Raw genomic sequence first — 16,333 nt, 5'->3', positions numbered from 1 at the left:
GCCTGACGCGATCATGCGGCGTCCTCCCGGCTCAGGGCGCGGCCCGCCTGCTGTGCGGCGAGCACGACCGCCACGATCACCAACCCGGGCAGGGTCGTCATCCACCAGGCGGTGGCGAGGAAGTTGCGGCCCTCGGAGATGAGCGAGCCCCACTCCGGGTCCGGCGGCTCGGCGCCGTAGCCGAGGAAGCTCAGCGCCGAGACGGCGAGCACCGCCATCCCGAACTCGACCGTGGCCAGCGCGAGCACCGGCTGGTACGAGTTCGGCAGCACGTGCCCGGCCAGGTTGGCGTACCAGCGCACCCCGGAGGCGTGCGCCGCCTCCACGTAGTCGGCGTGCCGCACCCGCAGCACCTCCGAGCGCATCACCCTGGCGAAGTTGGCGACCAGCGAGATGCCGACGGCGATCGCGACATTCGTCGTCCCGAAGCCGAGCGCGGTGACCAGGGCCAGCGCCAGCAGCAGCTGGGGGATGGAGAGCAGCACGTCGACCACGCGCATGACCGCGGCGTCGACGATGCCGCCCGCGGCGCCGGCGAGCAGGCCGAGCAGGGTGCCCGCGACCAGGGCGATGCCGACCGCGAGCAGCGTCGCGGAGAGCGAGGCGGCGGCGCCGTGCACCATCCGGGTGTAGAGGTCGCGGCCCAGGTTGTCGGTGCCGAACCAGTGCGCCGCGCTCGGCGCGCTGAACTTCTCCCGCGGCACGCCGGTGAGCGGGTCGCCGCTCGCGAAGAACGACGGCGCCAGCGCCCAGCCCACCACGACCAGCAGCACCAGCACCGACAGGACCAGCGGGATCCGGCCGCGCAGTCCGCGAGCGGCCCGCCGCACCCGGTCCGGGAGGGAGCCCGATCCGCGGTCGCCCGCGACCAGTCCGGCGCCCGACTTCCCCGCCGCGTCCGTGCCGCCGGCCCGCCCCGTGGTCGAACCGCCGTCCGGGGCCGTGGTGGACCCGCCCGCCTGCGCCGCGTCCGGGCCGCGGCGCCCGGACCCGCCCTGCTTCAGCAGCTCAACCACGGGCCGCCACCTCCTCGAGCGCCTCGTTCGCCCGCTCCCGCCCGCCGACCGTGGCGATCCGCGGGTCGAGCAGCGGGTAGAGCAGGTCGACGGCGAGGTTCACGACGACGAAGACCAGCGCGGTGACCAGCACGATCCCCTGCACCACCGGAATGTCCTGGGCCAGCACCGAGGTCTGGGTGAGCCGCCCGAGCCCCGGCCGGGCGAAGACCGTCTCCACCACCACCGACCCGGCCAGCATGGTGCCGACCAGCACGCCCGCGATGGTGAGCGCGGGCACCGCCGCGGGCCGGGTGACGTGCCGCCACTGCACCCGGCGCCGGGAGGCGCCCTTGGCCAGCGCCACCGCGGTGAACGGCTGCCGCCAGGTGGTCGCGAAACCGGCCGCCAGCACCTGCGCGAGCACCGCGCCGATCGGCAGCGCCAGGGTGATCGCGGGCAGCACCGTGCCGCGCAGCCCGGAGCCGCCGAAGGCGGGCGCCCAGTGCAGCCGGAAGGAGAAGAGCTGCAGCAGGAGCAGCCCGGTCCAGAAGGTCGGCACCGCCACCGCGACCGGCGGCAGCGCGAGCAGCGCGGTACGCAGCCGCGGCACCCGGGTCGAGCTCGCCGCCACGGCCACCGCGACCCCGCCCACCAGCGCGAACACCAGCGCGAGGGTGGTCAGCCCGAGCGTGGCGGGGAGTACCTCGAGGATGGCGTCGGTGACCGGCTGCCCGGTCGCCACCGAGCGGCCGAAGTCGCCGTGCAGCGCGTTCCCCAGCGCGCTCAGGTACTGCTCCCAGAGCGGCTTGTCCAGCCCGTAGCGGGCGCGGAGCTCGTCGATGGCGGCGACGTCGACGGGCGAGTTCCCCGCCCCGCCGTCCGCCGCGATCGCCACCGGGTCGGCGGGCAGCAGGTAGAGCACGATGAAGGAGACCGTGAAGGTCGCCCACAGCACCCACACCGCCTGCAGCAGCCGCCCACCCAGATAGCGCGCCACGATCAGCGCCCGCTCAGCCAGGCATCGAAGAACTGCAGCCGCGCCGACGCCTCGAACTTCAGGTCGTTGGTGTTCGGCCCGACCCCGATCGCCTGCGACAGCTCGATGGTGGGGAGCCACAGCCCGGCGTCGAGCACCTGACCCTGCGCGGTGCGGATGAGCTCGGCGCGGGCCGCCGTGTCCACGGTGCGCAGCTGGGCGTCGAGCGTCTGGTCCAGCGCGGGGATCGCGGCGCGGCGGTTCAGGTTGCGGCCGTCCAGCCCGAAGGTGGCGCGCAGGATGTCGCCGTCGGCCCTGGTCGAGTTGTAGTAGACCGAGTCGAAGTCGCCGGAGTTCTGCCGCGCGGTGTACTCGCCCTGGGAGACCAGCTCCAGCCGCAGGTCCACCCCGACCTGGCGCAGCTGCTGCTGCACCAGCTCCAGGATCGCCTGGTTGCCCGCGAAGACCTGGCTGAAGGTGACGCCGAAGCTCAACCGCTCCCCGTCCCTGGCCCGGATCCCGTCGGCGCCTGGCACCCACCCGGCCTGGTCGAGCGCGGCCTTCGTGGCGGCCTGGTCGAACCTCAGGCGGGCGGAGAGATCCTGATAGCCGGGGGTTTTCGCACCGAGCACGCTGGTGGCGGTGGCGAACTGCGGGCCGAGCACGGTGTCGATCAGCTCCTGCCGATCGATCGCGGTGAGCAGCGCCGCGCGGACCGCGGGGTCGCGCAGTGGGCCGCGGGTCACATTGGGCTGCAACCCGAACACCACGCCCGGGTTGGCGGTGGTGAGCACGCTGCCGCCGGTGGCCTCGATCTGCGGGGCGTCCTGCGGCAGCGCGTCGCTCACCGCGTCCAGCTGGTTCGAGGAGAGGCTGCCGGTGCGCACCCCGGACTCCGGGACCACGGTGAACTCGATCCGGTCCAGGTGGGCCTCGCCGTCGTGGCCGAAGACCTCGGAGCCCCAGGCGTACCCGGCCCGCTTGACCAGCGTCGCGGAGACGTTCTGGGTGTAGGAGGCGTAGGTGAACGGCCCGCTGCCGATGATCTTCTCGCCCTGGCAGCGCTCCTCGGGGGCGGCCGCGTTGGTGGCCTCGGCGAGGATGCCGAGCTGCGAGGTCGATGAGCCCTGCAGGAACTGGGCATTGGGGCGGTCGAAGGCGACCCGCGCGGTGCGCTGGTCCAGCACCGTGGTCCCGGTGTAGCCGGTGAGGTAGCTGGCGGCCAGCGGCGCCTTGGCCGCGCCGATCCGGCCGACGGCGTCGAAGGTGCGCTTGACCGAGTCGGCGGTCACCGGGCTGCCGTCGCTGAAGGTCGCGTTCTCGGCGAGGGTGAAGGTGAAGGTGGTGGCGTCCGGGGAGATCTCCCAGCTGCGCGCCAGCCACGGCTTCAGCTCGCCGGTCCGCGGGTCCTGGTCGGTCAGCGAGTCGACGACCTGCCTGGTCACGTAGATGGTCTGGTTGCTGCCTGCCTGGGCCGGGTCGGCGCAGGTCGGGGCCTGGGAGAGGCCGTAGCGCAGCGTGCCGCCCGGCTGCGGCGGCCCGGCGTCCGCGCCGGAGCCGCCGGTGTCGCCACCGCAGCCGGTCAGCACGGCGGCGGCCGCGGCGGTGGCGGCGAGCGCGGCGAGGGGACGGATCACGGTGCGGCTCCGGTGGTCTCGGCGGGTCACGGCTGCTTCTTCGGCAGGCCGGGCGGGTTGATCCGCGATGCGGGCAGCGCCTCGCTCTGCAGCGACCAGCGGTCGATCACCTTCCGATAGCTGCCGTCCGCGATCACGTGCTGCAGCGCCGCATGGATCGGGCCGATCAGCCCGTTGTCCTTGCGGGTGAGCACCGCGATCTCGCCCTGCAGCTGCTCGCCCGCGCCGGAGAAGGTGGCGACGATCCTCGACTCCTTCGTGGTGGTGGAGTGGTAGACCGCGCTCGGGTTGGGGCCGATGTAGCCGTCCAGTCGGCCGGAGGCGAGCGCCAGGTAGTAGTCGCTGGTCTGCTGGTAGTAGGCGATCTCGATGGGGGCGAGCCCCTCGGCCAGGTTCTGCTCGTTCCAGCGCACCAGCAGCTGCTCCTGGTTGGTGCCGGTGCCGACGCCGATCCGCCTGCCCGCCAGGCTGGTCCGGTCCTTGTACTCCAGGCCGCCCTCCGCGGGCACCTCCAGCGCGACATTGTCCTGCCGGTAGGTGGCGAAGTCGTACTTCTCTTTGCGCTCCTCGGTGACGGTGACATTGCTGATGAAGACGTCCACCTCGCCGGAGTCGACCCGGACGAAGTTGTTCGACCAATCCGCGACCTGGATGTCCAGCTCCAGCCCGAGCACATCCGCGACCAGCTGCGCGAAGTCGATCTCGGAGCCGACCACGGTCTTGTCGTCGGTGGCGTAGAAGCGCAGCGGCGGCGTGGTGTTCGACGAGCCGGTCACCACCAGCGTGCCGCGGTCCCGGATCGGCTGCGGCACCAGCGCCGCGATCTCGTCCACCTTCGCCACCCGGACCCGGCCCTCCTGGGCGGGCGAGAGATCGAAGACGACGCCGTCGGCGGTCTGCACCTGGTCGGCCTGCTCGGGGCCGCCGCAGCCGGTGACCAGCAGGGTCACGGCGGCGGCGAGGCCGGCGAGGGCGGTGAGCTTCATCGGGTACCTGTTCGGATCGGGGCGCCAGGCGAAGGGCGCTCATCGGACGGGGCCTGCCGGTCGGCGGCGCCGTTTTCCTGTCGCACGAGCGGGGGCCCTGCGGGGCTACGCTGCGCTCCCGCCTCCGGGCCTGACCCGCTCCCGCGGAAACGGGCCAGGAAGGCCCGGGTGCGTGCGTGTTCGGGGGCGTCGAGCACCTGCGCGGGCGGGCCCTGCTCGACGATCACGCCGTCGTCCAGGAAGACCACGGTGTCGGCGATCTCGCGGGCGAAGGCGATCTCGTGCGTCACGATGACCAGCGCGGTGCCGCCGTGCGCGAGGTCGCGGATCACCGCGAGCACCTCGCCGACCAGCTCGGGGTCGAGCGCGGAGGTCGGCTCGTCGAAGAGGATCACCGGGGGGCGAAGCGCCAGCGCGCGGGCGATCGCCACCCGCTGCTGCTGCCCGCCGGAGAGCCTGCGCGGGTAGGCGTCGGCGAAGGCGCCGATCCCGACCCGCTCCAGCAGCGTCCGCGCCTCGGCCTCGACCTCGGCGCGCGGCCTGCGCTGCGCGGAGCGCGGGGCGAGGGTGACGTTGTCCAGCACGGTCAGGTGGCCGAAGAGGTTGAACTGCTGGAAGACGAAGCCGATCCGGGAGCGCTGCCTGCGCACCTCGCGGTCCGGCAGTGCGTGCAGCTTGCCGCCGCGCAGCCGGTAGCCGATGAGCTCGCCCGCCACGTGCACGGTGCCCGCGTCCAGCGGCTCCAGGTGGTTGAGCACCCGCAGCAGCGTCGACTTGCCCGACCCGGACGGGCCGATCAGCGCGACCACCTCGCCGGGGCGCACGGTCAGGTCGATCCCGCGCAGCACCGGGGTGGCGCCGAAACCCTTGCGCACGCCGCGCAGCTCGACCGCGGCGGTCATCGGGTGGCCCCGCGCGGCACGGCGGTGGTGGCCTCGCTCAGGAACGCGCGCACCCGCTGCAGCGGCGTCGGCGGCAACTCCCTGGTTGCGCCCTTGGCGTAGTGCCGCTCCAGGTAGTACTGCACGATCGAGAGCACCGTGGTGAGCACCACGTACCAGACGGTGGCCACCATGAGCAGCGGCACCACCCGCCCGCTCCGGCCGAAGATCACCTGGACCTGGTAGAAGAGCTCGGCGATCGCCATCACCGAGACGATCGAGGTGCCCTTGAACAGGCTGATCACCTCGTTGGTCGCGTTCGGCAGGATCGAGCGCATGGCCTGCGGCGCGATCACCGTCCGGAATTGCCGCCACCGCGGGATGCCGAGCGCCGCCGAGGCTTCCAGCTGGCCCGGGTCGACCGCGAGGTACCCCGCCCTGATGATCTCGGCGGCGTAGGCGGCCTGGTGCAGCGCCAGCCCGATCACCGCGGCGGTGAAGCCGCTGATCACGCCGTTGACCTCGAAGTCGACGAAAGCCGGGCCGAACGGGATGCCGATCGAGAGGTGCTTGTACAGGTAGGCGATGTTGAACCAGAAGAGCAGCTGCACGATCAGCGGGATGGAGCGGAAGGCCCAGACGTAGGTCCACGCGATCACTTGCAGCACCGGGTTGTTCGAGAGCCGCCCGACGGCGACCAGGGTGCCGAGCACGAACCCGAGCACCGTGCCCCACAGCGTGAGCTCGATGGTGACCTGCAGCGCGGCCAGCACCGAATCGGCGGTGAAGTACTGCGCGAAGGTCGGCCAGTCCCAGCCGGGGTTGGTGATCAGCCCGTGCGCGAACTGCGCCACCACCACCAGCGCCGCGATCGCCACCACCCAGCGCCACGGGTGGTACTGCCTGGCGACGGCGGGCAGCTCCGGGTCGTCCTGCTGCCGCGGCGGCGCCGCGGTGACGGACGCACTCATCGCGGGGTCCTCATGTGTCGTTCCTCCATCGGTCCCGGCGGTAGCTCGAGCCGAGTCATCATGCGAGCAGGCGGCGGTGGCGGTCGAGGGTAGAAATCACCGTGAACGGAGTCCTTCACTCCGGCTCGGGGGCTGCGGAGAATGTGGGGGCCGAGGGGGACACGCACATACCTTTTCTTGATTGCTGCGTGTTTGCCCGGCGCGGTTGCCTGGGTTCGGGGCAGTAGCCCGGTAGCGTCCGTGGCCTCATCGATGTCGAGGAGTGCCCGCCATGCGCCTGCCGAAGCGTTCGCTCGCCCGCGGTGCCGCCGTCGCCGCGCTCACCCTCGCGCTGGCGGGCACCCCAGGGCTCGCCGCCGCCGCGCCCGCCCCCGGTGACCCGCTCGCCGCCTACCGGACGATCGTCGAGACCCTCGGCGCGCTCGGCGTCCAGCCCTTCCTGTACCCGACCGCGGCGCCGTTCTGCGCCGACGGCGCGCCGCTCGGGCTGGTGCCCGCCGTCGCGGGCGCGGTGCCCGGCCCCTGGCCCGGCGCGCTGCTCCCCATCCCGGGGCTGGACCAGGCCGCCGTCCGCGCGGGCCAGGTCATGTTCACCTTCCTGCCCGCGGGCAGCACCGACGGCTCCGGCATGCAGGTCCTCTGGCTCAACACCGCGACCGGCCGCAGCGGCGCCGCCGCCATGGGCTCGCTCGGCGACGTCGCCGCGGGGCTGCTCCCCGCCGGCCTCCCGCCCGAGCTGCGCGCCATCGCCGAAGCCGCCGTGCGCGACTTCCTCACCAGGGCCATCCCGGTCGGCGGCGTCCGCGCGGTCCCGGTCGACACCGGCCGGGGCACCGTCCTCGCCGCCGTCTTCGGCTCGGTCCGCAACGGCGACACGACCTGCTTCTTCCTCCCGACCGTTGGGATCACGAACGTTCCGTGAGGGTGCGGTCCTTCCAGCGCAGTTGGTCGCGGGCCTTGGCGCGGTGCGAGCGGACCGAGAGGCGGGCGTAGGCGGCGATCGCGAGGGGGTGGGCGAGGGCGGAGGCGACGTCGGCGGGGGCGGGGCGGCGGCCGGTGTCGAGGGTGCGGGCCAGGAGGCGGGCGGTGACGGCGAGGGCGTAGCCCGCGGCGCCCGCGCGGCGGGCGGGGCCGCGGGCGAGGAGCGCGGCGAGCGGGGGGAGTTCGTAGGCGATGGCGGCGACGGCGCCGACGGCGATGGCGGCGGCGGGGGAGCCGCCGTAGGCGGACCAGAGCCAGCGGGTGTAGCCGGCGTCGAGGGCGGCGGCGCCGCGGTACATGCGGGTGCGGGCGTGCGGGCCCGCGGCGGCGACGGCGGTGCGGTGGCCCGCGCGGCGCAGGGCGCGGGCCAGGTCGATGTCCTCGGTGGCGCTGGCGGCGACCACCTCGTGGCCGCCCGCGGCGCGGTAGGCGGCGGTGTCCATGACCAGGAACTGGCCGCAGCCGAGCGCGGTGGAGGTGCGCAGGCCGCGCTCGGCGAGCCGGACCGGGAGCGTCGATCCCCACGACCAGACCAGCAGCGGCTGCAGCAGCGCCTCGTAGCAGGTGCCCGCCAGCTGGTGCGGCCAGGGGGAGAGCAGGCCGAGGTGGTCGGCGCGCAGCGCGGTGACCGCGGCGGCGACGGCGCCGGGGGCGAGCCGGACGTCGGCGTCCAGGAAGACCAGGACCGGGCTGTCGGCGAGTTCGGCGAGGCGGGCGCAGGCGGCGGCCTTGCCGGTCCAGCCGGGCGGGGGCTCGCGGTCCGAGCGCAGCACGGTGATCCGCGGGTCGCCGCCCGCCGCGCGGCGGGCCGCCTCCTCGGTGCCGTCGGTGGAGGCGTCGTCCAGGATCAGCACCCGCATTCGGGGGACCCCGGTCTGCGCGCGCAGATCGGTGATCAGCCGGGGGAGCAGGGCGACCTCGTCGCGGGCCGGGACGCAGACCGTCACCGGCTCCAGCACGGCGGCGCCCGGCGGCGGGAGCCTGCGCACGGTCGCCAGGTTGTACCCGGCGAGCAGCGCGCTCACCCCGGCCAGCGCCGCGCCCGCCCGCACGGTGGGAACCGATGCGCCGCGCAACACCCGCGCGGCAGCGCGAAGGACCATCCGCTCAGCGGTTCCCGCGCACCGAGCTCAACCAGCGGCCGGGGGTGAACCCCTTCGGCGCGCCGGGGACCGGCGGGTTGCGGTCCAGGTACGCCACCGCCGCCACCATGGCGGCGACGGCGAGCGTGATGCCGCCCATGATCCCGGCCCAGCCCGCGAACGAGCGGGTGTTCGGGTCGGCGTAGCTCACCTCGGCGCGCAGCGTGGAGACGTCACCGGCGGGCAGCTTCCAGGAGACGACGTCGTCGCCCTCGCGGTTGCCGTTGGTCTTGGCCACCCTGGCCGGGAAGGCCACGGTGAACTGCACGTCGGAGCCGTGCGGCGGCAGCGTCTCCAGGTCGACCCGGCCGAGCAGGCTGACCAGGTCGCCGGTGCGGGTGAACTGCAGCTGGAACATGCCCTGGGTCTGCTCGGAGAGCCCGGAGAGCTGCTGCACCTCGCCGAACGACAGGTCGTCGAAGAAGACCTGGCTGCCGACGTAGCCGTCCTGGCTGTACGCCTCCACCCTGAGCTTGCCCGCCAGCGTCTCCGGCACGGTCAGCTGCGGGCCCTTGTCGCTCGGCTCCACCGGGACGACGGCGGCCACGATCCGCCCGGAGACCCGGTCGTTCGAGGAGACACCCATCGAGACCTGCGCGCGCAGGCAGCCCGCCAGCGCCGGGACCAGCAGGCTCGCCAGCAGCAGCGCGCCGATCAGCCGGGTGCGGGCGGGCCGGGAGCGGAGCACGGCGCGGAGCCCGCGCGGGGGCCCGGGACGGGCCGGAGCGACGGGCACGACGGAGCGGGGACTCGGTTGCACGGCTCACATCGTGCCAGGCGCGCCGCTCAGGGTGCCACGCGACGGGCGGCCCGGTTCCGCGCGGCGCTCCGCGCGGCATGGACCAGCAGTGGAACTCCCAACAGGCCCATGCCGACGAGCCCGTACCCGGCCGACCACGGCAGCCCGAGAAAGGCCAGGTGCGCCAGGGCGGAGCCGAGCCAGGTCCAGAGGAACACCGCGACCGGCACCGCGGGCCCGGCACCCGGGGTCCCGCGGCCGCGCCGGGCCCTGCGCTCGGAGGCGGTCATGAGCGCGCCCATGAGCAGCGCCACCAGGAACCAGCCGAGGTAGTTGGTGAGCGGGATGGCGGGCAGCCCCGGCAGCCCGGCGTCGGTGACGCACCAGGTCCACTGGCCGTTGGTCACCATCTGCGGGTCGAGGAAGAGGTCCCAGCCGACGGCGCCCACCGCGGTGAGCGCGATGCGGGCGAGCGGGGTCCGGCAGAGCAGCCCCGCCACCACCCAGACCGGGTAGACGCCGCCGGTCCAGGCCAGCGGGACGGCGAGCGGCACGTCGGCCAGCGCCGGTTCCAGCTTGCCGACGGCGTAGGCGTAGCAGCCGAACGGGTAGCCGGTGGCGGTGCCGATCAGCTCGGAGAGCAGCCCGATCCCGGAGAGGATGGCCAGCGTGCGCAGCGCGTAGGCCGCGCCGAACGCCGCCACCGCGTGCGCCAGCGCGGTGCCCGCGAGCAGCACGACCACGAGCGTGGTGACCCGGTCGCGCGCGGTGCCGTCGGTGAGCGGGTAGGCGATCTGGGCCGCGACCAGCAGCGCCGCGAGCAGCGCCGCGACCGGCGCGCCCTGCGCCACCCGCCGGAGCGAGTTCACCGTCGCTTACCCCGCGCCAGGCGGCGCAGCGGACCGCCGCGGCCGAGCACCGCCTGTGCGGTGCGCCGCCCGGCGGCGCCGGAGACCCCGCCGCCCGGGTGCGTGGAGGCGCCGGTGAGGTACAGCCCCGGCGCGCCGGGCACGGTGCCCTGCGCCAACTCGGGCAGCGGCCGCCACATCATCATCTGGTCCAGCGACATCTCCACGTGCATGACGTTCCCGCCGCGCAGCCCGAGCTCGCGCTCCAGGTCGAGCGGGGTCTGCGTGTACCGGTGCTCGACGGTGTCCGCGAACCCGGGGGCGAAGCCCTCCAGCTCGGCCACGATCCGGTCCGCCTCGCGCTCGCCGAGCGAATCCCAGTCGCCGTCGGCGAGCCGGTACGGGTGCCACTGCGCCCAGAGCGAGAGCTGGTGCCGCTCCGGCGGCGCGATGCTGGGGTCCAACGCGCTGAAGCTCATGGCGAGCACCACCGGCCGCGGCGGCAGCTGCCCGGCCAGCGCGGCGCCGTGCGCGCCCCAGAGCGCGCGCCGGTCGCGGACCAGCAGCTGCAGCCCGGTCGCCGAGTCCGACGGGTCGGCGCCGGGGTAGCGGGGCAGCGCGGTGGTGCCGAGCCGCACCACCATCCCGATGCCGGGCCCGACCCGGATGCGCCGCCGCCAGTCGTCCAGCGGCGCGGCCTCGAACCCGCCCGCGCCGAGCAGCTCCAGCGTCTCCAGCACGTGCGCCCCGGCCACGACGGTGCGGGCGTGCAGCACCTGCCCGGACTCGGTGCGCACCACCCAGCCGTCCCCGGCCCGGCGCAGCGCCGCCACCGCGTCGCCGGTGCGCAGCTCCCCGCCGTCGGCCCGGAGCCGGGCGGCGAGCGCGGCGGTGAGCGCCCCGCTGCCGCCGACCGCGCGGCCCGGCGGCAGCGTGTGCATGAGCGCGGCGAAGCCGACCATCGGCGCGGTGCCCGGCTCGGACATGGGCGGCCCGGACTGCGCCCCGAACCAGGCCAGCGCGGCGCGCAGCCGCTCGCTGGCGAAGGTGGCGTCGAGCAGCGCGTCCCCGGACTGCAGGAACTCCCGCGACAGCGCGGCGCCGCCGTCCGGCGCGCTCAGCCCCCAGAAGGCGCGGGCCAGCTTGCCGCCGGTCGGCGGCACCCCGAAGGCCCGCATGACCCGCGCGCTGCGCGGCCCCCAGACCTCGACGAAGCGGCGGTAGGCGGCGGCGTCGCGCGCGCCGCAGGCCGCCTCGATGCTCGCGCAGGTGCGCTCCAGGTCGCGGGCGAAGACCAGCGGCGGCTCGCCGGGCACGAAGGCCCACGGGTCGCAGTCGACGTAGCGCAGCCCGAACCGGTCCAGCTCGAGCTCCTCCACGATCCCGGTGTGCCGCACCATGAGGTGCGCCGACGAGCCGCGGTCCACCGCGTACCCGGGGAACCGCTCCACCGTGGAGACCGCGCCACCGATCACCTCGTCGCGCTCCAGCACCACCACCCGCTCGCCCGCCCGCGCCAGGTAGCAGGCGGCGACCAGGGCATTGTGGCCGGAGCCGACGACGGCGACGTCGCAGGTGGCGCTCACAGCGGCAGCGAGCGGCCGAGCACCGCGAACGGCCGGTTGTCGCCGGCGAAGACGAAGTGCCTGATCACGTCGGAGAACCCGGTGCGCCGGTAGAGCCGCCAGGCCCGGTTGTCCTCGGCCGCGACCTCGGGGGTGGAGAGCAGCACCGAGCGCTCCTGCCGGTCCTGCAGCAGCCGGGTGAGCAGCGTCGCGCCCAGCCCGCGGCCCTGCGCCGCCGGGTGCACGTGCAGCTCGGTGAGCTCGAAGTAGTCGGTGAGCAGCTCCCTGGTCGCCTGCTCGGACCAGCCGCAGCGGCGCATCCCCGCGTGCACCTGCTGATGCCACCACTGGTGCGGCGCGCCCCGGTAGCCGTAGGCGACCGCGAGGATCGGCGCCGACCCGAGGTCGACCCGGCCGTGCTCGTCCGGCTGTACCGCCGCCACCGCGCGCCAGCCCGGCCGGGTGGTGTGCTCGGTCCACATGGGGGCGCGGTGGTTCTCGGTGCCGCGCGGGTAGGCCATGGCCGCGACGTAGACGGCGAGTGCGTCGGGCAGCCTGGCGCGCAGGACCGGGACCGAGAGGTCGACGATGGTGGGCGCTGGCTGGTGATCGGTGGTGGCGGCGGTCATGTCTTCCGTCTGCTGGGGGCGGTCGATGCACATGCGCCGGCCTGCGGAATCGCCGATCCGGTCGACATGTCGGTGGCTCGCTCTATAGTCGGTGTCAATGGAATCGTTCGAATGCCTGTTCGATCTGCTGTCCATCCGGGCTGCTGCTCAGCCCCTGCCAGCACGATAGACCAGGTGCGCGAGTGTGGAGGGACCGCTGATGTCCGACGGCAATCGAACCTCCTCCGCTCCGGGTGCGTCCGGCGGGGGCCGGGGCGGGGTTGGGCCGCCCACCGGTGATTCGCCCGCCCGCCGCGGCCGGGCGGGCAGCCTGCTGAAGAAGGCCGACGGCCTGCTCATGGCCGCGGCGGGCGAGCCGGACCCGCGGGAGTGCTTCCGCACCGCCTACCTGGCCGCGCTGCGCGGCGCGGGCGCGGTGCTCGCGTTCACCGGAGCGGACACCGCGCCCCGCGCCCGCTCGCGCAATGCCTGGGTGCTGCTGCAGCGCGCCGCCCCCGAGTTCGTGATGTGGGCCGATTACTTCAGCGCGCACTCCGAGCTGCGGGCCGCGCTGGAGGCCGGGCTGGACCGCGAGATCGGCAGGCAGGAGGCGGTCGAGTTCCACTCCCGGGTCGGCGCGTTCCTGCACGACGTGGAAGATCTGCTGGCCAGCGCGGCCCGGCTGCGCCCGGCTCCGGGGTGGACCGGGGGAATGTCGGCTTGACCCGGCGGGGCAGTTGCGCACGACACCGGCGTGGTTATGTCGGAGTAGGTGGTACGCCCCTGATCGAACTCGTATCATGGGAAGCGGACAGCCGCCAAGGTCGGCTATCTGTCGCCTACGCACAGCTTGGGATAGGCGACCGCCACGCCCTAGTGCCGGGGGAGGTACCGTGCCACTCTCCGAGCACGAGCAGCGCATGCTCGAACAGATCGAGAGCGCGCTCTATGCTGAGGATCCGAAATTCGCGTCGTCCGTCCGCGGCGGGCGCCTCCGCACGACGACGAGTCGCCGGAGACTGCAGGCCGCGGCGCTCTTCGTGCTCGGCCTTGTCCTGCTCGTCGTAGGCATCGCCGTACCGGTCCGGCCGGGCGGGTTCCCCGTCATCAGCCTGGTCGGGTTCATCGTCATGTTCGCCGCGGGTGTCCTGCTGCTGGTCGGCGGCTCCCGGGCGGCCGCGCGCGCCGCGGGCGCGGAGTCCGGCGGCAGCGCCGCGGGCGGCCGCGACCGGTCTCGTGGCAATCGGCAGCAGCGCCGCTCCGGCGGCGGCTTCTCCGAACGCATGGAGGACCGCTTCCGCAAGCGGTTCGAACAGGACTGACGCTCCGCCCCTCCGCGCACAGCGAGCGACGACGGCGGCGCCACACCTCACGGTGCGGCGCCGCCGTCGTCGGCGTGTCGCGGGCGTGCCGACATTTGCCGCCGCATCCCGGCGGGTGCCGGGCGGTCGGAACGTGTCGTCTCCCACTCCGCCCCACGGGGTGCCCCACCCCGCTCCACCGGGCCGCCCGGCGATCTTCGCAACCCTCGCACCAGGGCGTTTGCTGAGCGTTTTCCAGCCATAGCCGAAAGGAATCGCCCGGCGGGTCGAACACGCATTGCACCCCCCACGCCGGTGATAGCTGGAATGACCTGCGGCGATCGATTTCCGGGGAGCCAGATCACCTCCGGTTTCGATTGAAAGTGGGGGAAAGTGGGGTAATGTGGAGCGCGCACTACACCGAGGCCGTCCGGTTCATTCCGGTAGGGAGGTATCGAAGTGTTCTTCGGTACCTACACCCCGCGGCTGGACGACAAGGGGCGGCTCACGTTGCCCGCAAAATTTCGAGACGATCTGGCGGGAGGGTTGATGGTCACGAAGGGTCAGGACCACAGCCTTGCCGTCTACCCCCGGGAGGCGTTCGCCGAGCTCGCGCGGCGCGCCGCGGCCGCGTCCCGTACCGATCCGAAGGCACGCGCCTTCGTTCGCGCACTGGCGGCGGGCACCGACGAGCAGCGTCCGGATGCCCAGGGGCGGATCACCCTCTCGATCGACCATCGGCGCTACGCCAACCTGACCAGGGACTGCGTGGTGAACGGGTCGATCGAGTTCCTGGAGATCTGGGACAAGCAGGCGTGGGAGTCCTACCTCGCCGACCACGAGGAGGACTACGCGCAAGGGAGCAACGAGTCGCTGGGCACGATCTTCTAGCCCCCGGAGCAGGCGAGTGCGGTGCGGCCTCTGCCCGGACGCGGACCCTGACGTACTTCCCCGACGCCAGGTGCCGCGCCTCGGTCAGAGACCACGGCGCATTCGCCGCCGACAGCGCTTCTCAGCCGGAATCCAGGAGGTCGAGGTGGACGACGCACAGCCGGGCCCCCGGCACGTGCCCGTACTGCTCCGGCGTTGCGATTCCCTCCTCGGCCCCGCGCTCGGTGCCCCCGGCGCCGTCTATATCGACGCCACCCTCGGCCTCGGCGGCCACGCCGAGCACTTCCTCCGCACCTACCCCGAACTCCGGCTGATCGGGCTGGACCGGGACACCACCGCGCTCGAACTCGCCGGTGCCAGGCTCGCGCCCTACGCCGACCGGATCACCCTGGTGCACACCAGGTACGACGGCATCCCGGCCGCGCTGGAGCAGGCCGGGGTCGCGCCCGGCGGGGTCTCCGGGATCCTGATGGACCTCGGCGTCTCCTCCATGCAGCTCGACCTCGCCGAGCGCGGCTTCGCCTACTCCGTCGACGCGCCGCTGGACATGCGGATGGACCCGACCACCGGCCCCACCGCCGCCGACGTGCTCAACACCTACAGCCACGGCGACCTGGCCAGGGTGCTGAAAACCTATGGCGAGGAACGGTTCGCGGGCAAGATCGCTTCCGCTGTACTACGCCGCAGGCAGCAGCGGCCGTTCGCGCACAGCGCCGAACTCGTCGAACTGCTCTATGCCACCATTCCGGCCGCCACCCGGCGCACCGGTGGGCACCCCGCCAAGCGCACCTTCCAGGCGCTGCGGGTGGAGGTGAACGCCGAGCTCGACTCGCTGCGGGCCGCGCTGCCCGCCGCGCTGGAAGCGCTCCGGGTCGGCGGTCGGCTCGTCGTGCTCGCCTACCAGTCGCTGGAAGACCGCGTGGTCAAACAGGAACTGGCGAAGCACACGGTCTCCCGCACCCCCGCCGGGCTCCCGGTCGAGCTGCCCGGCATGGGGCCGACCTTCCGGCTGCTCACCCGCGGGTCGGAGAAGGCCACCGAGGCGGAGATCGAGGAGAACCCGCGCGCCGCCCCGGTGCGGTTGCGCGCGGCCGAGCGGATCGAGGAGGGGACCCCCCCATGAGCGTGCGGGCGCGGGCCGCGGCGGCGCCCGGGCGGCTGGCCCGGCGGGTGCAGGCCGCGGAGCGGGTGAAATCCGGTGCGGCGCAGCGGGCGTACACGCGCAGGCGGGCGCGGGCGGAGCAGCTCGGGTTGCTGCCCGCGCAGTCCGCGGTGCGCAGCGTGCGGGTGGCGGGGCGGATTCCGTTCGTGATCGTCATCCTCGCGCTGCTCGGCTGCGGGCTCGCCGCCACGCTGCTGCTCACCACCCGCGCCGCCGAGGACAGCTACCAGCTCAGTGACCTGCGCGCGGCCAACCAGAAGCTGCTCGACGAGCGCGCGGCGCTGCAGCGCGAGGTGGAGGCGGCGGATTCGGCGCCCGAACTCGCCAATCGGGCACGGGAACTCGGCATGATCCCGGCGATCGACCCGGCGCGGTTGGTGATCGCGCCGGACGGGACCGTCACCGTGGTCGGTGAGCCCGCGCCCGCGCAGGGTGCGCCGGTGCCGCCGCTCAACAACAACCGCGGTGAACGGGTCGTGCCGGTGACCGCGCTGCCCCTCCCCGGCACCGCCGCCCCCGCGCCCGCCCCGGCGCCGGGCCCCGCCAGGCCCCGCGGCGAAATCGGGTCGCGGGGGGTCCCGATCGAACCGGGCAACGGTGGCCCGGAACCCCAGGGGGCCCCCGGAACCCGCGGCACCACCCCCGCC

16 protein-coding genes and 1 pseudogene are annotated in these 16,333 nt (G+C 74.1%); 6 read left to right on the top strand and 11 right to left on the bottom strand.

Features of this window, described 5'->3' with window-relative positions; translation table 11 throughout:
* Positions 1-11: 11 nt before the first annotated feature.
* The 6 genes and pseudogenes from ACFUUZ_RS12380 to ACFUUZ_RS12355 form a co-directional block, all read right to left on the bottom strand.
* Positions 12-830: an ABC transporter permease gene (locus ACFUUZ_RS12380; RefSeq protein ID WP_378695527.1), complete on the bottom strand. Its 819-nt coding sequence runs from the start codon at positions 828-830 to the stop codon at positions 12-14.
* A gap of 178 nt (positions 831-1,008) precedes the next feature.
* Positions 1,009-1,995, bottom strand: coding sequence for an ABC transporter permease (locus ACFUUZ_RS12375; RefSeq protein WP_378695373.1), 987 nt, complete (start codon positions 1,993-1,995; stop codon positions 1,009-1,011).
* 2 nt (positions 1,996-1,997) lie between these two features.
* Complete coding sequence (locus tag ACFUUZ_RS12370) at positions 1,998-3,611, bottom strand: ABC transporter substrate-binding protein (protein ID WP_378695525.1); 1,614 nt, start codon at positions 3,609-3,611, stop codon at positions 1,998-2,000.
* 26 nt (positions 3,612-3,637) lie between these two features.
* A complete protein-coding gene (locus ACFUUZ_RS12365) occupies positions 3,638-4,597 on the bottom strand; it encodes an ABC transporter substrate-binding protein (RefSeq protein WP_378695372.1) in 960 nt (319 codons plus the stop codon).
* Between the two features lie 149 nt (positions 4,598-4,746).
* Positions 4,747-5,499 (bottom strand): annotated as a pseudogene (locus ACFUUZ_RS12360) (amino acid ABC transporter ATP-binding protein); the annotation flags it as partial.
* Positions 5,496-6,449, bottom strand: coding sequence for an amino acid ABC transporter permease (locus ACFUUZ_RS12355; RefSeq protein WP_378695370.1), 954 nt, complete (start codon positions 6,447-6,449; stop codon positions 5,496-5,498). The pseudogene ACFUUZ_RS12360 and the gene ACFUUZ_RS12355, both read right to left, overlap by 4 nt.
* A 271-nt stretch (positions 6,450-6,720) precedes the next feature.
* On the opposite strand from ACFUUZ_RS12355, the gene ACFUUZ_RS12350 reads away from it, so the two are divergent.
* Positions 6,721-7,371: a hypothetical protein gene (locus ACFUUZ_RS12350; protein ID WP_378695368.1), complete on the top strand. Its 651-nt coding sequence runs from the start codon at positions 6,721-6,723 to the stop codon at positions 7,369-7,371.
* On the opposite strand, the gene ACFUUZ_RS12345 is transcribed toward ACFUUZ_RS12350, so the two are convergent.
* From ACFUUZ_RS12345 to ACFUUZ_RS12325, 5 genes are all read right to left on the bottom strand, one after another.
* Positions 7,355-8,533 carry a glycosyltransferase gene (locus ACFUUZ_RS12345; protein ID WP_378695366.1) on the bottom strand — a complete coding sequence of 393 codons (1,179 nt, stop codon included), beginning with the start codon at positions 8,531-8,533 and terminating at the stop codon, positions 7,355-7,357. The genes ACFUUZ_RS12350 and ACFUUZ_RS12345 overlap by 17 nt on opposite strands.
* A gap of 4 nt (positions 8,534-8,537) precedes the next feature.
* Positions 8,538-9,260 carry an LppM family (lipo)protein gene (locus ACFUUZ_RS12340; protein ID WP_378695523.1) on the bottom strand — a complete coding sequence of 241 codons (723 nt, stop codon included), beginning with the start codon at positions 9,258-9,260 and terminating at the stop codon, positions 8,538-8,540.
* 98 nt (positions 9,261-9,358) lie between these two features.
* The gene (locus tag ACFUUZ_RS12335; protein ID WP_378695364.1) at positions 9,359-10,180 is read right to left on the bottom strand and encodes a carotenoid biosynthesis protein; all 822 of its coding nucleotides are present in this window, start codon (positions 10,178-10,180) and stop codon (positions 9,359-9,361) included.
* Positions 10,177-11,745: a phytoene desaturase family protein gene (locus tag ACFUUZ_RS12330; protein WP_378695362.1), complete on the bottom strand. Its 1,569-nt coding sequence runs from the start codon at positions 11,743-11,745 to the stop codon at positions 10,177-10,179. Before ACFUUZ_RS12330 ends, ACFUUZ_RS12335 begins: the two co-directional genes overlap by 4 nt.
* Complete coding sequence (locus tag ACFUUZ_RS12325; protein WP_378695361.1) at positions 11,742-12,353, bottom strand: GNAT family N-acetyltransferase; 612 nt, start codon at positions 12,351-12,353, stop codon at positions 11,742-11,744. The genes ACFUUZ_RS12330 and ACFUUZ_RS12325 overlap by 4 nt, the downstream gene beginning before the upstream one ends.
* Before the next feature lie 199 nt (positions 12,354-12,552).
* Here ACFUUZ_RS12325 and ACFUUZ_RS12320 point away from each other — a divergent pair, with 199 nt between their 5' ends.
* From ACFUUZ_RS12320 to ACFUUZ_RS12300, 5 genes are all read left to right on the top strand, one after another.
* Positions 12,553-13,056: an SAV_6107 family HEPN domain-containing protein gene (locus ACFUUZ_RS12320; RefSeq protein WP_378695359.1), complete on the top strand. Its 504-nt coding sequence runs from the start codon at positions 12,553-12,555 to the stop codon at positions 13,054-13,056.
* A gap of 169 nt (positions 13,057-13,225) precedes the next feature.
* A complete protein-coding gene (locus ACFUUZ_RS12315) occupies positions 13,226-13,654 on the top strand; it encodes a DUF3040 domain-containing protein (protein WP_378695357.1) in 429 nt (142 codons plus the stop codon).
* A 438-nt stretch (positions 13,655-14,092) separates the two neighbouring features.
* Entirely contained in the window at positions 14,093-14,524 is a 432-nt protein-coding gene (gene mraZ / locus ACFUUZ_RS12310) for a division/cell wall cluster transcriptional repressor MraZ (protein WP_378695355.1), read from the top strand.
* Between the two features lie 145 nt (positions 14,525-14,669).
* The gene (rsmH, locus tag ACFUUZ_RS12305; protein ID WP_378695354.1) at positions 14,670-15,647 is read left to right on the top strand and encodes a 16S rRNA (cytosine(1402)-N(4))-methyltransferase RsmH; all 978 of its coding nucleotides are present in this window, start codon (positions 14,670-14,672) and stop codon (positions 15,645-15,647) included.
* The coding region (locus tag ACFUUZ_RS12300; protein ID WP_378695352.1) for a hypothetical protein at positions 15,644-16,333 on the top strand (690 nt) is incomplete at its 3' end. The genes rsmH and ACFUUZ_RS12300, both read left to right, overlap by 4 nt.

Origin of the sequence: Nocardia sp. NPDC057353, assembly GCF_042667085.1 — a bacterium.
Taxonomy (GTDB): domain Bacteria; phylum Actinomycetota; class Actinomycetes; order Mycobacteriales; family Mycobacteriaceae; genus Nocardia.
Note: the sequence above shows the minus strand (reverse complement) of the source record. Positions and strands in the feature narration are given on the sequence as shown.

Coding starts and splice junctions, on each gene's coding strand:
- ACFUUZ_RS12365 (WP_378695372.1), bottom strand. CDS start 4,597: ATGAAGCTCACCGCCCTCGCCGGCCTCGCCGCCGCCGTGACCCTGCTG.
- ACFUUZ_RS12355 (WP_378695370.1), bottom strand. CDS start 6,449: ATGAGTGCGTCCGTCACCGCGGCGCCGCCGCGGCAGCAGGACGACCCG.
- ACFUUZ_RS12350 (WP_378695368.1), top strand. CDS start 6,721: ATGCGCCTGCCGAAGCGTTCGCTCGCCCGCGGTGCCGCCGTCGCCGCG.
- ACFUUZ_RS12345 (WP_378695366.1), bottom strand. CDS start 8,533: ATGGTCCTTCGCGCTGCCGCGCGGGTGTTGCGCGGCGCATCGGTTCCC.
- ACFUUZ_RS12325 (WP_378695361.1), bottom strand. CDS start 12,353: ATGACCGCCGCCACCACCGATCACCAGCCAGCGCCCACCATCGTCGAC.
- ACFUUZ_RS12320 (WP_378695359.1), top strand. CDS start 12,553: ATGTCCGACGGCAATCGAACCTCCTCCGCTCCGGGTGCGTCCGGCGGG.